The organism is Methylomonas sp. BW4-1, from assembly GCF_052474385.1.
In genome coordinates, this window is sequence record NZ_CP184125.1 from 1,914,105 (window position 1) to 1,930,082 (window position 15,978).

At 51.6% G+C, this 15,978-nt stretch carries 13 protein-coding genes; 7 read left to right on the forward strand and 6 right to left on the reverse strand.

Annotated elements, in window-relative coordinates:
* The first annotated feature begins 32 nt into the window (after positions 1–32).
* Entirely contained in the window at positions 33–1,397 is a 1,365-nt protein-coding gene (creD, locus tag ACH5Y9_RS08875) for a cell envelope integrity protein CreD (protein WP_445369332.1), read from the forward strand.
* A gap of 61 nt (positions 1,398–1,458) precedes the next feature.
* A complete protein-coding gene (locus ACH5Y9_RS08880) occupies positions 1,459–1,974 on the forward strand; it encodes a metal-dependent hydrolase (protein ID WP_445369333.1) in 516 nt (171 codons plus the stop codon).
* 3 nt (positions 1,975–1,977) lie between these two features.
* On the opposite strand, the gene ACH5Y9_RS08885 is transcribed toward ACH5Y9_RS08880, so the two are convergent.
* The 3 genes from ACH5Y9_RS08885 to nirB are packed head-to-tail and all read right to left on the reverse strand — an operon-like array spanning position 1,978 to position 5,819.
* On the reverse strand, positions 1,978–2,895 hold the full coding sequence (locus ACH5Y9_RS08885; RefSeq protein WP_445369334.1) for a PhzF family phenazine biosynthesis protein: 918 nt from the start codon (positions 2,893–2,895) through the stop codon (positions 1,978–1,980).
* A 3-nt stretch (positions 2,896–2,898) separates the two neighbouring features.
* Positions 2,899–3,279: a nitrite reductase small subunit NirD gene (gene nirD, locus ACH5Y9_RS08890; RefSeq protein ID WP_171695470.1), complete on the reverse strand. Its 381-nt coding sequence runs from the start codon at positions 3,277–3,279 to the stop codon at positions 2,899–2,901.
* Positions 3,279–5,819 (reverse strand): nitrite reductase large subunit NirB, encoded by a 2,541-nt coding sequence (gene nirB, locus ACH5Y9_RS08895; RefSeq protein ID WP_445369335.1) that lies wholly within the window; start codon positions 5,817–5,819, stop codon positions 3,279–3,281. The genes nirD and nirB overlap by 1 nt, the downstream gene beginning before the upstream one ends.
* A gap of 431 nt (positions 5,820–6,250) precedes the next feature.
* Here nirB and ACH5Y9_RS08900 point away from each other — a divergent pair, with 431 nt between their 5' ends.
* Positions 6,251–7,729: an MFS transporter gene (locus ACH5Y9_RS08900; protein ID WP_313734634.1), complete on the forward strand. Its 1,479-nt coding sequence runs from the start codon at positions 6,251–6,253 to the stop codon at positions 7,727–7,729.
* Positions 7,730–7,731: 2 nt separating this feature from the next.
* The gene (locus ACH5Y9_RS08905) at positions 7,732–8,313 is read left to right on the forward strand and encodes an ANTAR domain-containing response regulator (protein WP_026600805.1); all 582 of its coding nucleotides are present in this window, start codon (positions 7,732–7,734) and stop codon (positions 8,311–8,313) included.
* A 281-nt stretch (positions 8,314–8,594) separates the two neighbouring features.
* On the opposite strand, the gene ACH5Y9_RS08910 is transcribed toward ACH5Y9_RS08905, so the two are convergent.
* Positions 8,595–10,529: a hypothetical protein gene (locus ACH5Y9_RS08910; RefSeq protein ID WP_445369336.1), complete on the reverse strand. Its 1,935-nt coding sequence runs from the start codon at positions 10,527–10,529 to the stop codon at positions 8,595–8,597.
* Positions 10,530–10,822: 293 nt separating this feature from the next.
* On the opposite strand from ACH5Y9_RS08910, the gene fliK reads away from it, so the two are divergent.
* From fliK to ACH5Y9_RS08925, 3 genes are all read left to right on the forward strand, one after another.
* Positions 10,823–12,328 (forward strand): flagellar hook-length control protein FliK, encoded by a 1,506-nt coding sequence (gene fliK / locus ACH5Y9_RS08915; RefSeq protein WP_445369337.1) that lies wholly within the window; start codon positions 10,823–10,825, stop codon positions 12,326–12,328.
* Between the two features lie 153 nt (positions 12,329–12,481).
* Complete coding sequence (locus tag ACH5Y9_RS08920) at positions 12,482–13,486, forward strand: class 1 fructose-bisphosphatase (RefSeq protein WP_445369338.1); 1,005 nt, start codon at positions 12,482–12,484, stop codon at positions 13,484–13,486.
* Positions 13,487–13,548: 62 nt separating this feature from the next.
* A complete protein-coding gene (locus tag ACH5Y9_RS08925) occupies positions 13,549–14,283 on the forward strand; it encodes a helix-turn-helix domain-containing protein (protein WP_445369339.1) in 735 nt (244 codons plus the stop codon).
* 4 nt (positions 14,284–14,287) lie between these two features.
* Here ACH5Y9_RS08925 and ACH5Y9_RS08930 read toward each other — a convergent pair whose 3' ends face one another.
* Complete coding sequence (locus tag ACH5Y9_RS08930) at positions 14,288–15,052, reverse strand: ABC transporter permease (protein ID WP_020481271.1); 765 nt, start codon at positions 15,050–15,052, stop codon at positions 14,288–14,290.
* Positions 15,049–15,954 carry an ABC transporter ATP-binding protein gene (locus ACH5Y9_RS08935; RefSeq protein ID WP_445369340.1) on the reverse strand — a complete coding sequence of 302 codons (906 nt, stop codon included), beginning with the start codon at positions 15,952–15,954 and terminating at the stop codon, positions 15,049–15,051. The genes ACH5Y9_RS08930 and ACH5Y9_RS08935 overlap by 4 nt, the downstream gene beginning before the upstream one ends.
* Between the last annotated feature and the right edge of the window lie 24 nt (positions 15,955–15,978).

Here is a 15,978-nt window from a genome sequence, read left to right on the forward strand (position 1 = left end):
TCATCGTCTTTTAACTTCACGGAATAAACGCGATGCAAAAAAAACTCTGGCAAAAGATCTGCATAATGTTCGGTCTGACTTTGGTGCTGCTGATACCGATAGGCATGATAAAAAATCTGGTGGGCGAACGCGCCGAACGCCAACAACAGGCGGTGAGCGACATTGCCGCCAGTTCCGCCGGCACCCAGCAATTGTTCGGTCCGCTGTTAATAGTACCTTACACCGAGCGCTGGACCGAGATTATCGAAACCAAACAGGACGGACTGCCCAAGCGTGAACAAATCGAACGTGTCGATAATCGGCTGCTGTATTTTCTTCCCGAGCACCTGAATATAGCCGGCGAGCTTGCTACGGAAACCAAGCAGCGCGGCCTGTTCAAAGTGCGCTCTTATGTACTGAATGTCAGCATCAAAGGCGATATGAAACTGCCCGGTGCTTACGGCAATCCCAAGCCGCTACATAACGGCCAGATCAGTTTCGGCACCCCTTACGCCAGCGTCGTGCTGGCAGATATGCGCGGGGTACTGGAAGCGCCGGGCATGGAATGGGGCGGCAAGCAATATGCCTTCGAACAAGGCGCGGAGTTACCCATGCACCAAGCCAACGGCATGCACGTGTCATTGGATGCACCGCCGGTCGAGTTCGGCGCCATCAACATACCGTTTGCTTTCACGCTAAAAATACGCGGCATCGAATCGCTGGATTTTATTCCGGCCGGCAAGCAAACCCGCGTGGAATTATCCTCAGCCTGGCAGCACCCCAGCTTTTACGGCCGATTTTTGCCTGATCCGCAAACCCAGCAAGTCGGCGAGGCCGGTTTTCATGCGTTATGGTCGGTTGATGCGCTGGCGTCGAACGTCGCCGAAAGTCTTGGTAAGTGCCAGGCTATCAGTTGTTACGACAGCTTTGGCATCCGCTTGATGGAACCTATCAATGTCTATTCCTTGTCTGACAGAGCCAGTAAATACGGCTTCCTGTTCGTCTGTCTGACTTTTGCAGCCATCTTTCTGTTCGAAATTCTGAAAAACCTGGCGATTCATCCGGCGCAATACGCCTTGGTGGGTTTGGGTTTGGCGATGTTTTTTCTGCTGCTATTGAGTTTGTCGGAGCATTTGGACTTTGTGCTGGCGTATGTAATCGCCAGTGCTGCCTGCGTAATATTGATCGGCTTCTATCTCAGTGCAGTGTTGCGCAGCGCCAAACGCGGTATTAGCGCCGGCGCCTTACTGAGCGGCTTGTTCGGCAGTTTGTATGGCTTGTTGGAGTCAGAGGATAACGCGCTGATGCTCGGGGCTTTACTGATGTTTGTCTTGTTGGCCCTGGCCATGGTAATCACGCGACGCTTGGATTGGTACGGACTGAGTCAATCCGATACCGATAATTCGGCAATCATTTAAATCCCACCGGCTCGGGGCGTTGGCTGTCAGCAGCGTTCCGAGCAACAAAATCGAGGTAGTTATGATTGTTGCTCATCTTCCGGCCGGCTATATCGTATCGACGCTGCTGTTTAGGCGATTTGCAAAATATGGGGTCAGCGGGATAAATTTTCTGCGCGCCGGCTTGCTCGGCAGCATCGCGCCCGATCTGGATATGATTTATTTTTATGGTTTCGACCACCGCGCTCATCCACATCACAGTTATTTCAGTCACTTCCCCAGCGTTTGGCTGCTGTTATTAACGCTGGCAATCCTGTGTTTTCAGCATTGCCGGCACAAGAAGCTGCCGGTGTTGGCGCTGATTTTTACCGGCAACGGTATGTTGCATATGGTGCTGGATTATATTTCGACCAATATCTACTGGTTAGCACCCTTCGTAAACAAGCCTTTTGCCTTGATTAAGGTGCCCAGTGTCTACCAGGATTGGTGGCTGAATTTTCTGCTGCACAGATCCTTTGTGCTGGAAATTTTGCTGGTAATTTGGGCTACCGGTTTATGGTTTAGGCGTCGGTTAAATAGGCTCGAATTGGTCGAATAAACCTTAATCCGGAAGATGGATCGTTCCCTCGGCAAACAACACGGCTTGACCACCGACCCTGATGGTCAAGTTCTCCAGGCCTTTGTTATCCATTTCCAAGTGGATCAAGCTGCGGCGAGTGCTTAGATCACCGCGTTCCACCGCAAAAGTGTGGGTGCCTTTCTGAGTGTGTTCAAACGAGCACAGGTAACAACAAAACGCCGGTATCGCGCTGCCGACCGGCGGATCGGCATGGATGCCGATATTGGGTCCCAGCAAGCGGGCATTGAAGTCCGCTTCCGGGCTCGATGATTTCGGGCAAAACAGCAAGATTTCCTGCGCCGCGGTTTGCGGTGCCGTGGATTGCGCCCAAGCCGCGTAATTAAAGCGGGCTTTGCGCACCGATTCGACATTCCAAACCGGCACTATTAAATAAGGAAACCCGCAAGACACCAGGCGTGGCGAGTATTTTTTATGATCCAGCTCCGCAAGCTGCAAGCCTAAGAAACTGCAAATTTCATCGTCGCTGGGCGCAAAGCGGTCGACTATCGAATCGACGCTACGGCTAAATTGCACCAAGCTTGGTTGGCCATCCTGACTGGACAGATTAACTTGAATAACACCGATATTTTGTTCGAACTCGAGTTTAGTCAGCGGTTCGGTTAACGCTACACCGCCGGACATAGCCAACACGTAGGCTGCGGCAATAATCGGATGCCCGGCAAAATTGATTTCGCCTAAAGGGGAAAATATGCGCATCCGCCGGTGCTTATTGCCATCGGCTTTGTGAAAAAGAAATACCGTTTCCGACAGATTCAATTCTTTGGCAATCTTGGCCATTTGCTCGGCATTCAAGCCGTCGGCCTTCGGTAATACCGCTATCTGCGCACCGTTGAAAATCTGGTCGGTAAAGACATCAGCGATATAATATTGGTAGTTCACACCTTACTCCATTTCACAGACAGCCAAAGACGGCGATTTTTGTTGCGCAGGCGACGACGCCGGCATCACGGCGACTCTGCCGTTTTCCAGGCGTACTTGATAGGCCGGTACACTGACGCCGGCATCTTCAAAGCACACACCTGTACGTAGATGGAAGTGCTGTTTATACATCGGCGACGCGACCATCGGTTCGCCGCCTATGTCGCCTATCATACCGCGCGACAGAACGTTGGCGTGGCTAAACGGATCGAAGTTACCGATGGCATAGACTTCCTGCCGGCGTTGCAGGTAAAAAATCGCGATTTGTTTGCCTTTTACTAAGGCACACACCCCAGAATCGGCTTGCAAATCGTCGATGCCGCACACATCTATCCACGTACTCATTATGCCGCCTCCTCGATCAATTTGAAATGTTTACGTTCTTGGGCGTTGGCTGGCCTAACTTGGCCGCGTTCCTCGACAAACACCACGTTGTCGTCGGCTTGATCGCTGTTGACGAAATGCCGGAAGCGCTTCAGGCGTTGCTCGTCCGCCAGCGTGGTTTTCCATTCACACTGATAGGTATCGATAACGTGCTGCATCTGCCCTTCCAATTGTGCGCCTATACCCAGCCGATCCTCGATAACCACCGATTTCAAATAGTCCAAACCGCCTTCCATATTTTCCATCCATACCGAGGTCCGTTGCATACGATTGGCGGTACGGACGTAAAAAATCAACACCCGGTCGATGTATTTAATTAGCGTCTCTTTATCCAGATTGGTGGCAAACAAATCGGCATGACGCGGTTTCATGCCGCCGTTGCCGCACACATATAAATTCCAGCCGTTCTCGGTCGCAATCACGCCGATGTCCTTACCTTGCGCTTCCGCGCATTCTCGGGTGCAGCCCGACACGCCGAATTTGATTTTATGCGGCGCGCGCAAGCCTTTGTAGCGATTTTCCAATTCAATTGCCAAACCGACGCTGTCATCGACACCGAACCGGCACCATGTACTGCCGACGCAGGATTTGACGGTACGCAAGGATTTGCCGTAAGCATGGCCGGACTCGAAACCGGCGTCGATCAGCTCTTGCCAAATCGCTGGTAATTGCTCCACGCGGGCACCAAACAAATCCACGCGCTGGCCGCCGGTGATTTTAGTGTAAAGCTGATATTTTTTGCCGACTTGGCCTATGGCGATCAACATATCCGGCGTGATCTCGCCGCCGGCGACGCGCGGCACCACCGAATAGGTACCATCTTTTTGCATATTAGCCAGGAAAATATCGTTGGTATCCTGCAAACCGATATGCTGTTTTTCTAAGATGTAGTCGTTCCAGTGTGAAGCCAGGATGGAACCAACCGCTTGCTTACAGACTTCGCAACCCAAACCCTTGCCGTGTTTGTCCAGCAATTCGTCGAAGGTTTTGATTTCTTCCACCATCACCAGGTTATACAAATCCTGGCGAGTGTGCGGAAAATGCTCGCAAATATCAGTACTGACTTCCACGCCCAGCTTGGTCAATTCGCAATCCAATACCGACTTCAGCAGCGCGGAGCACCCGCCGCAACCGGTGCCGGCCTTGGTCTCGGCTTTCAGGCCGCCGAGCGTGGTGCAACCAGCTTCGATTGCGCCGCAAATCTGGCCTTTGCTGACATCGTAACAGGAACAAATCTGAGCCGAGGCGGGTAAGGCATCCGGCCCCAGTCCAACTGATTCGCCGGAAAGTTTGGGCAGAATCAAAGAATCCGGATGCTCCGGCAGTTCTATGCCGTTCAAACAATATTGCAACAAAGTACTGTAAGCGGAAGCTTCCCCAACCAAAACCGCACCCAACAGCCGTTTCTGGTCTGGGCTGACCACCAGACGTTTATAGATTTCGCTGGCACCGTTTTGATAGGTATACACCATGGCGCCTTGGGTCTTGGCGTGCGCGTCGCCGATACTGGCCACATCGACGCCCATCAGTTTTAGCTTGGTGCTCATATCGGCACCGGTAAAACTGCCTGCTTCGCCTGCCAAATCAGCAACCACGGTACGCGCCATCGCGTAACCCGGCGCTACCAAACCGAAAATCTGCCCGTTCCACAGTGCGCATTCGCCTATCGCATAAATATCCGCGTCGGAGGTGCGGCATTGATTGTCGATGACGATACCGCCGCGCGGCCCCACTTCCAAGCCGCAACCGCGCGCGATGTCGTCGCGCGGTCTGATGCCAGCCGAGAACAGCACGATGTCTGTTTCCAGCGTTTCGCCGTCGGCAAAATTCATTTTATGCAGGCATTCGGTGCCGTCGTCGATCAGTGTGGTGTTTTTGTTTAAATGTACTTTCACATCCAGCGCTTCGATCTTGCGCTTCAACATCGCCCCGCCGCCTTCGTCGAGCTGTACCGCCATCAAGCGCGGCGCAAATTCAACCACGTGCGTATCCAGCCCTAAGTCTTTCAACGCCTTGGCCGCTTCCAAACCCAACAAACCGCCGCCAATCACCACGCCGACTTTGGATTTGGCTGCCGCGGTTTTCATCGCTTCCAAATCTTCAATGGTCCGATACACCAGGCACTGCGGTCTTTCATGCCCCGGCACCGGCGGTACGAAAGGATAAGAGCCGGTTGCCAATACCAGTTTGTCATAATCGACTATTACACCTTTGGCAGAGGTGACTTGCTTACGCTCCCGGTCGATACTGGCCGCCTTGTCGCCTAAATAAATCTCGATACCGTGCTCGGCAAAGAAACCGTCTTCTACTAAAGACAAATCAGCCGCGGTTTTCCCGGAAAAATACTCGGACAAATGCACCCTGTCGTAAGCCGCTCTGGGCTCTTCGCAGAATGTGACAATCCGATAGCGATCTCTCGCATTGCTAGCGACCAATCCAGCCAGAAAATTCTGGCCTACCATACCGTTGCCGATAACAACCAGGGTTTGTTTCATATTCATCAGGGGCCTCTGTTTACTCAGAATTTATGCAAACGCGCTACACGGCCTAGTGGCGGTAAGGCGATTCAAGGAGCTACTGTCTGGTCGCTACCGCCCTTTTTCGCAGCCAAAAAAAAAGGCATCCTGTTCGAATGAATGACTCATTCAAGCAGGACGCCTTTGTCCAGGTTTAATACGGGGGCAAGTCTAACGACAAGACTTGACAAATCTCTAACAAAATTGATGCCAACATTCAAAAGCCTTTAAAAATGCCGGCTCCCGCTGCTAGGTAACATTTTTTCCCGCAAATTTCGCACCCAAATAAGGCAAAGAAACCGGTCTGTTGCACCACTATGGAGCCATGTAGCCGCGAATTGACGGATTTGCCGCTACTGAATCGTTGGCATATAAGCTGCTTATAAAAACCAAGGAACGACAACCACGGATCATCCATGTCTTTTACGCCTTTTAAATTATTATCCATGCGCGGCAAGTCCAAAGTGCTGCACATGAGCTGGATCGCGTTTTTCATCAGCTTTGTTATTTGGTTCAATCATGCGTCTTTATTAGTACTGATCCAGCAAGATCTGGGAATCAGCGAAACCCAAATCGAAATTCTGTTATTGCTGAACGTGGCCCTAACCATTCCGGCTCGGGTCATTACCGGTATGCTGGTGGATAGATTCGGTGCAAAAATCAGCTACAGCGTGTTACTGGCGGTATGCAGCATCCCCTGCTTCATGTTCGCGATGGCAGAAAATTTTACCGAACTGGCCTGGTCGCGATTTTTATTGGGCTTTATCGGCGCCGGCTTCGTAGTGGGCGTACGCATCATCGGCGACTGGTTTCCGGCCAGCCAGGTCGGTACCGCCGAGGGTATTTACGCCGGCTGGGGCAATTTCGGTTCGGCCGTTGCAGCGATTTTCCTGCCGGGCCTGGCGTTTTATTTCGGCGCCGAACACGGCTGGCGTTCGGCGATTGCCTTGACCGGTGTGATCGCGCTGATTTATTCAGTCATCTATTACTTCAGCGTGGAAAACCTGCCGCCGGAAATTGCCGCACTAAAAACCCGCCGGCCAATGGCAATGGAAGTCACCAGCATCCGCGATTTGTTTTTATATATGCTGAGTCTGGTACCCTTGTACGCGACCATCTCCTTGTTGGCGTGGAAACTGTCTACGCCGGCCACACCCGTCCTCACCGAAGGCTGGAATCTGGCTATTCATGCCGTTGTCTGGCTACTGTTCCTAATCCACGTCTTTCAATTGGTCAACAACAACGCCGACCGCCTCAGCCAACCGATTGCCAGCATCCATCATTATCAGTACCGTCAGGTATTCATTCTGGCGATAGCCTATCTGGTTACCTTCGGCTCCAAACTGGCCGTTTTATCGATGCTGCCGATGTTTTTCTTTAAGACATTCAACGAAACCCAAGGCACCAGTATGTTGGATGCCGGGTTCCTGGCTTCCAGTTTCGTGGTGACCAATGTCATCGCCCGGCCGGCCGGGGGCTGGCTTAGCGACAAGATTGGCCGCAAACTGTCCCTATATTTATTCGTGGCCGGCCTGGCCGGCGGCTATTGTTTGATGGCGATGATTTCCGCGCAATGGACTATCCTCGCCACAGTGGCGGTTACCTTGCTTTGTTCGATATTCATGCAAGCGGCGGAAGGCGCGATATTCGCGTTCGTCCCCTTGATCAAACGCGCCATCACCGGCGAAGTGGCCGGCATCGTCGGCGCTTACGGCAACGCCGGCGCCATCGTCTATTTGATTTTGCTGACCTTCGTCTCCACCGGACAATTTTTCTTAATCTTGGGCCTGTCCTGTTTCCTGTTGTTGGGTTTGATTTACTATCTGGAAGAGCCGAAAAACTACATCACCGAAATCATGCCTGACGGCTCTTTGCTGAAAATCGCCCTGGATTGAACATGGCAGCGCTTAATGTCTTGGTCGTCGATGAATTCGACAGCGAACCCTTGCTGGAAACCAGCTTGCGCCAGCACGGCTGTGAAGTGGTAACCTTGAAACTTAAAGAACTGGACATGATGCAAATTGTCCAGACCCTGAACCCCGACGTGGTGGTCTTGAATTTGTACGCCCCTAACGAGGCTGTCTTGCGGACCATCGTCGATATCAACCAAAACTGCTCACTGCCGGTTGTCATTTTCGCCGAAGATCAGCAAACCGAGACCATCAACAAGGTTATCAAAGCCGGCGTCAGCGCCTATATAGTCGATGGCCTGGATCCGAAACGCATCAAGGCCATCATCGACATCGCCATAGCGCGTTTCAAGGAGCAACAAGCCTTAAAAGACGAATTGAAAAAAACCAAGACTCAACTGGAAGACCGCAAGCTAGTGGATCGTGCCAAGGCGATTTTAATCAAGTCGCAAGGTTACACGGAAGACCAGGCCTATCACGCCTTGCGCAAACTGGCGATGGACCGCAACATCGCCATCGGCGAAATGGCCAAGAACGTCATATCAATGGCGGAGTTGTTCAACAAATGACGATTTGCGGAGCGGTCGCGGCAGCTATACATCACGTCATTATTTATTACCCGGCCCTCGAGAGTACTGGGCCTGTTGAATGATGCACAAGCCTCGGCTCTTCGACACGCTCAGCCCGAAAGGAATACCCACGACAGATAACTGCGGGTTAATAGTCCGGCATCGCAGCTTGATATGCGATGCCGTCGATACCAAATTTTACCGCTGCGTCTGCAAACACCCTATTTTGGTGAAGATGATGCCGAAATGTGCTTGAGTCGCTGAAAAAATCGTCTCCATTATTACTTCAAGCCGTACACCTTCAACTGACTGCAAACCGGCAATTGATTGTCCGGCACGGTGCAGTCGGAAGTACCGACTCGATAAATCATCACGTAGACCCGGCCATTCGCCACCACCGGCGGAACCATCCGCGACATCTTGCCTAAGCCGCCGCTATTGTCGTCACCCGTGCGAAATAGGCGTTTCAACTTATTACCGGGCTCTATCGTGGTCGCGTCGTACGCAATCAGCTGACCTTCGGCGAATTCCTTGTTGGCGTCGCCGAATTTGGAAAATACCGCCCAGACGATAGCCGAATCGAAATCGATGGCGTGCGCAAAATTATTAGTTGTGGACGGTTTGCCGGATACCATCAACAAGCCGCCGGGCATACCGCCAGGCGATTCAACGCCCACCGATGCCATCTCCTCTGCTTCCGCGCGGAAGCTTGGCAAATTGCCATCTACAGTGGAAAAATTGTAGGACTTCAAGCGGGAGTTTTCACCCCAGACATAGACGATGCCGCCGCTCTGATCGCGTTGCGCCAAGGCCAGCGAATGGATATGGTGCATTTTGTTGTTTTCCGGGTCGCCGCATGGCACGAACCAGCCGTGATCGCTATGCCCGGATGCCGGGCACGGTAGGCTACGATTCAGATGCTGGGCCCGATCCCAGTTTTCCTGAACGCCGCCCGCAAAGTAGGTTGCTACTAATGGTGGTTTGGACATTAATTGATTGAAGCGGTCGTTCCGGCCCAAATTCAGTTTATCCAAGGAATAAATGATGCCGTCTTTGGTGCCTTGCAACAGCAGCCTTGAGCCAGGCACCAGCATCGGCCCGGCCGCACCGAAATCCCAGTCGGCGCCAGCAGCATGCGCTTCTGCCCTGCCGCAGGACACTTCGGAGTTATTGTCGCCCCAGAGACACTTATCAGCGGGAACGCGCTCATCCAAAAACGCTTTGTAAAAATCCACCTTTTCCAGTTCGGGCCGCGCACCACCGACGCTGGGTTTGAAGCGGAGTTTGATCATGCTTTCAGCCAGATCGACTTCGCCGTTATTTGAAGTGCCGTTGGAGGTGGCGACATAAATCATGTCGTCTTCGGTGACCGGCGCACCGCCGGCATGCCAAATGCCTGCGCCCCAAGAATTGAATGACGTGGCGCAAAAGATGGCAGCTTGTTTGGAAAAGCCGCTTTGCCCGAGCAAGGCTCTGGTGTCGTAAGCCACTACGAAACCATGCGGATTTTTCCGGCCGCCCATCAGCGATTCGCCGTTGGCGGCGAATGCCATGACCAAGCCGTTGTTCTCTGTCAACGCCAGTCCGGCCCGTAGTTTGGGATAGACATATTGCTTGGTTTGATTATTTTGCTTATACGTCGCACCGGCGTCGTTGAACCAGCAGCCGTTGCCTTCCTGAGACTTGCCGAAGATACGCACCGGTTTACTTTTTTGGCTGCCGTTTAGCGGATTTAAGGCATACACCCAGTAATCGCGGAACCGGTTGTCGTTGTTCTTCTTTTGCCAGGAAGCGACAAACAGTGTGTTAGTGGCTGGATCGATTATCGGCGTGGCGGAAATGCCCCAGGTGGGCGTGTGCTTCCACATATCCATGTCTTGCGAGCTGATTTCCGGGCCTAGTTTGACCTTATAAACGGTTTCGTTGGTGCGGACATTAATGCCGATGACGTCATTCTTCATCGTGGTGATGATCACTAAATCATCGGCGCCGGCGCCCTTTTCGATCACCAAGGGCTGGGTTTCGACTTTGGCATTGAAATCGTAAGTGCGCAGCAGCCCGAATTGCTCGGTATTCACGTTAATTTTATTCAGCGTGAACTCTTGATTATTGGCCGCGGTACGAAAATTATTGCCGGCGCGTTGCGTCACGCTAACCGCCAGCGCGGCATTAACCCAAAAAACCGTAAAGATAAAACCCAATTGCAGCGTTTTCATGGCTCACTCCCCCAGTTGAATGTCAACTGAGCCTAGAGTGAGCGCAAGTGGCTTGTCAAGTTCTTTAAAAATAAAAGTATTTACAGACTCTGGCCTAACACATGGCTTATTTTCTGATACATGTATGCTTACCTGAGCGGTGGCATCAGGTTTTTATGGGCGAACACCGAAAAAGTTTGCCAAAACGCTTACCACAGCGAATCGTAAGGGTGAGTTTTTTATAGTACTCTAGCCACACCGCGAACATTGCGCGGAACAAGCGTAAATCCCGGTTGCGGCGAGGTGAGAATGTCATGGATATAAAGCTGCCTTTAGATGCCAAACTGGTCATGGCCTTGAGCAAATCGAGCGCTTCGATTTCAGAGCTAAAACTGAATCAAGTGCTGGACGCCAAAATCATCACCAATCAAGTCATGCTGAATACCTTGACGGTCAGCGTTGCCGATAAAACCATGACTTTGCAGAGCCAACAGGCATTGGCTTTGCAACCCGGCCAGACCTTGCAGTTGCAAGTGGTGAAACTTTTGCCGACACCGGAGTTAAAAATTATCGCTCCGCCACTATCGCAAGCGCCGAATACGTCAAGCTTAGCAGCGCCCGAAGCACAACTATTTAAATTACTGCCCTCCCCGACCACTCCAGCGACTGCAACACCACCTCTACTCAGCAATCCGCTGGCGACATTAAACCCCGGTGACCATGTGCAGGCGCAGATTTTGAATATCGGCAAACATACGCTAACGGTGCAACTGACGCCAACGCAGAGTGATGCCAAGCAAACCCAAAGCACAGCGTTGCCTGGCGGAGAACATCGAGTGGTGCTGGATAACAAACAGTTGCAATGGAGCGATCCGCTGGCCAAATCCGCGTTAACCGTCGGCAGTCGCGTTGATTTACAAATGCTGAAGAGTGGCGAGACCCCAGTGCTTAGCGCGTCTTTACCTACGCCTTCTATTGACGAACACATCGCGACGGTGTTTAAACAGTTACTGCCCATTCAAGTGCCGTCACAGCAATTGCTGGAGCATCTGGCGCCTTTGATACAGCCTGCCGAAAGCGATAAAACCGTAGGCGAATTACTCAAGCAACTGGCCCGCGAAATATTGCAGCATGTTCCGGACAAAACAAAGTTGTTCGAACCGGCCACCCTCAAGCAAGCCATCGCCCAGTCCGGTTTGTTTATGGAGCGCAATTTGGTCGACGCGGAGGCAAATCCGCAATCGCAAATGTTGCAAGACGACTTTAAATTAAAACTGAGCAAGCTGATTGCACAGCTAGGCTTGGAACTGGCTGTGCCTAAGGACGACAGTTCGGCGCAGCAGACTGCAAGCGAATTACTGAAAGAAACCTTGCAAAAAGCCCAAGGCAATCTGGCCAAATTGACCTTGGATCAACTCAATTCGCTGCCCAGGGACGATTCGCCCAAACAGGTTTGGATACTGGAGTTACCGTTCTTTAATAAAGCCGAACCGGAAACGCTGCAACTGATGGTGGAACAAGACAAACAAGCCAACAGTGAGAACGGCCAAAAGAACTGGGTAGTGAGCATTACCATTACCCCTCCCGAACTTGCTACAATACATTGCAAGGTCTCCTGTTACGACGGCACTATTAATACCCGTTTCTGGAGCGAGTCCACCAGCACCGTGGATAAAATTAATGCACGTCTGGACTATTTAAGACAACAGTTCGAACAAAAAGGATTAAAACCCGGATTTATGGATGTTCAACAAGGGAAACCCTCGCAAACCAATCCACAAACGCTCCCGCCGCAAAGTCTGTTGAGCGAAAAAGTCTGATACCGGGACCGGAATACAGCAATTGGATAAACAAATCTGCCGCGAACGGGCAAACACTTTTACCGCAACTATTTACTCGCCCAACCAGGGATTACGCTGCCGTGGTTGCCGAAACAACTTCTTACGCTAGCCGACGCTATGGAGAATTAACGCATGTCCCACCAAGTTACCCTGACCCAGTTCATCATCGAGCAGCAGCGCGGGTTGCCGGATGCTTCCGGTACGTTCACGCTGCTGCTGAATAACATCGTGACTGCGTGCAAACAGATCTCTCACCGGGTCAATTGCGGCGCCCTGATTGGCGTATTGGGCAGTGCAGAATCTGAAAACGTGCAGGGCGAAGTACAAAAAAAGTTGGATATTATTACCAACGACATCATGGTCAAAGCTTTGGACTGGAGTGGTTCGCTGGGCGGTATGGCATCGGAGGAAATCAACGATCCGATCAAAATCCCAAAACAATATCCAAAGGGCAAATATCTGGTGTTGTTCGATCCGCTGGATGGCTCGTCGAATATCGATATTAATCTGACTGTGGGTACGATTTTTTCGATTCTGCGCTGCCGGGAAGGCGTCGAACCGGAAACCGAGGATTTTTTGCGCAAAGGCACCGAGCAAGTCTGCGCCGGTTTTGTGTTGTATGGCCCATCCACCATGTTGGTGCTAACCACAGGCAACGGGGTGAATGCTTTTACGCTGGATCAGGATATCGGCGAGTTCATCCTGACCCATTGCAATATGAAAATTCCCGAGGAAAGCAGCGAGTTTGCCATCAACATGTCCAACCAGCGTTTCTGGGAGCGGCCGGTGAAGCGTTATATTGACGAATGCGTGGCCGGCGTCGACGGGCCGCGCGGCAAAGATTTCAATATGCGCTGGGTGGCTTCGCTGGTCGCTGAAGTCTATCGCATCCTCACGCGCGGCGGCGTATTCCTGTATCCGCACGATTTACGCGATCCGTCCAAGCCTGGCAAACTACGGCTGATGTATGAGGCCAACCCGATGGCATTCATTATCGAACAAGCCGGTGGACTATGTTCGACCGGCCGTGAACGGATTTTGGACCTGAAACCCAGCAGCATTCACCAACGGGTGCCGTTGATTTTGGGTTCCAAATCCGAAGTAGAACGCATAGTTGCTTATCACCAGCAGGATTAACCAACAAACCGTCGCAAACTCGCTGTTTCCTGTTGAAGCGGCAAACTATCAAGCCCAAAACTATGCTTTCATCGAAACCCCAAGCCACTGAGCCGCTTAAAAATCAAGTCAGTTGCGTTAATTGCAGTCTGGATAATATTTGTTTACCGCGCGGCCTGTCGCAAGCCGAAATTAATAACATCAGCCAAGTCGTCAAGGCCCGCAAAACCTTGCAGCGCGGCGATTTTATCTACCGCGAAGGCGACAATTTCCGCGGCATTCTGGCGATAAAGTCCGGTAGCGCTAAGTTGGTGGCTAACGATAGCCATGGCAACGAGCACATATTGAATATTCTGTTGCCCGGCGAATTACTGGGCTTCGACGGTCTGTCCGCCGAAAAGCACGGCTGCGCGGCTATTGCTTTGGAAACCATGAGTTTCTGCATCCTGCCGGCTGACAATATGGAAGACTTGTTCAAGAACATGCCCAGCCTGACGCGCGAATTGTTTCGGCATACCGGCGAGAAAATGCTGGAGGATAAAAATCAGCTGGTATTGAGCAAACGGCCGGCCGAAGAGCGCTTGGCTTACTTTTTGATCAGTTTATCCGAAAGGTTGAAACGGCGCGGATTTTCATCATCTGAATTTAAATTGTCACTCACCCGCCAAGAAATCGGCAATCACCTGGGCTTGGCCTTGGAAACGGTGAGCCGGCTGCTGAAAAAGTTCCAGGACGATAATTTGATTGTGGTGCAAAACCGCTTTATCGCGATCAAAGATCTTAACGCCTTGCGCAATATGTTAGTGCCGTTGGAGTAATGGACTAATTTTTAATACCGATACCTTTATGCAACAGCAACAAGCTTAGTGCGGTTAAAAACACGATAAAGCCGCCCGTCATCGCGAAAGCCAGTTCAATCTCTACATCACTGACCCCGATCATGCCGTAACGAAAGGCGTTGATCATGTATAAAATCGGATTGGCTTGGGCGATTTTTTGCCAGATTCCAGGCAACATCGCTACCGAATAGAACACGCCGCCCAGATAACTCAAGGGCGTCAAGACAAAGTTCGGAATGATGGAAATATCATCAAAGCTATCGGCAAACACCGCGTTGATGAAACCGGCCAGTGCGAACAAGGTCGCCGTCAGCACAAACACTGCGGCGGCAATGTCCCAATGCAGAATTGTGGTGTGGGTAAACATCATCGAAATACCCGCTACCACGACCCCGACCAACACCCCGCGGGCGATGCCACCGCAGACGTAACCGGCCAAAATCACATAATTCGGCACCGGCGCCACCAAAAGCTCTTCGATATGGCGCTGGAATTTGGTGGAATAAAACGAGGACACCACATTGGAGTAAGAATGGCTGATCACCGACATCAGAATAATGCCGGGCACGATGTAGTCCATATAGCTGACGCCATGTACCAAGCCTATGCGGTCACCGATCAACTTGCCGAAGATAAGGAAATACAGCGCCGTGGTAATGGCCGGTGGCAATAGCGTTTGCGGCCAAATCCGGGTGAAACGGCGGATTTCTTTGAATAAAATCGTAAAAAAAGCGACCGAGTAGTTCATTGCACCAAATCCAAAAATAATTGTTCCAGACGATTGGACTTGTTGCGCAGGCTCAGGACCTCGATATGTTGCTCAGATAGGGCCTGAAATAAACGGTTTAGACCGTGGCTTTTCGGCACCGCCACATCCAATACGGTATCGGCGCTCAACACAATTTCACAGCCATCGATTGCCGGTGCTTGAGTTAATGGGCGAGATATATCCAATACGAAATGATCGGTGTGCAAGCGGCTCAACAAACTGCTCATCGCCGATTTCTCGATGATTTGTCCGTTATTGATGATGGCGATATTCCGGCATAGGCTTTCGGCTTCTTCCAGATAATGGGTAGTCAAAATGATGGTGGTGCCTTGTTTGTTGACGTCCTGCATCATCTCCCACATCGAGCGGCGGATTTCGATGTCCACGCCGGCGGTGGGTTCGTCCAATATTAACAAGCGTGGCGAATGCACCATGGCTCTGGCTATCATCAACCGCCGCTTCATGCCGCCGGACAAGCGCCGGGACACCACATCACGCTTATCCCACAGCTCCATTTGCCGCAAGCATTGTTCGGTGCGCTGCAAGGCTTGCTTGCGCGGAATGCCGTAATAACCGGCCTGGTTCATCACCACGTTCATGCTGGTTTCGAACTGATTGAAGTTGACTTCCTGCGGTACCACGCCAATGCAGGTTTTGGCGGCGACATTGTCTTTATCCAAGTCGTGACCGAAGATGCTGACCGATCCGCTGGATTTGTTGACCAGCGAACTGATGATGCCGATCAAGGTCGATTTGCCGGCGCCATTGGGACCCAACAACGCGAAAAAGTCGCCGCGCTGGACATCGAGATCCACGCCTTTCAAGGCTACGAAGCCATTGTTGTAGGTCTTTTTTAGGTTTTGGATGGATAAAGCCGTCATGCTCTAATGTTATAATCTCGGGCA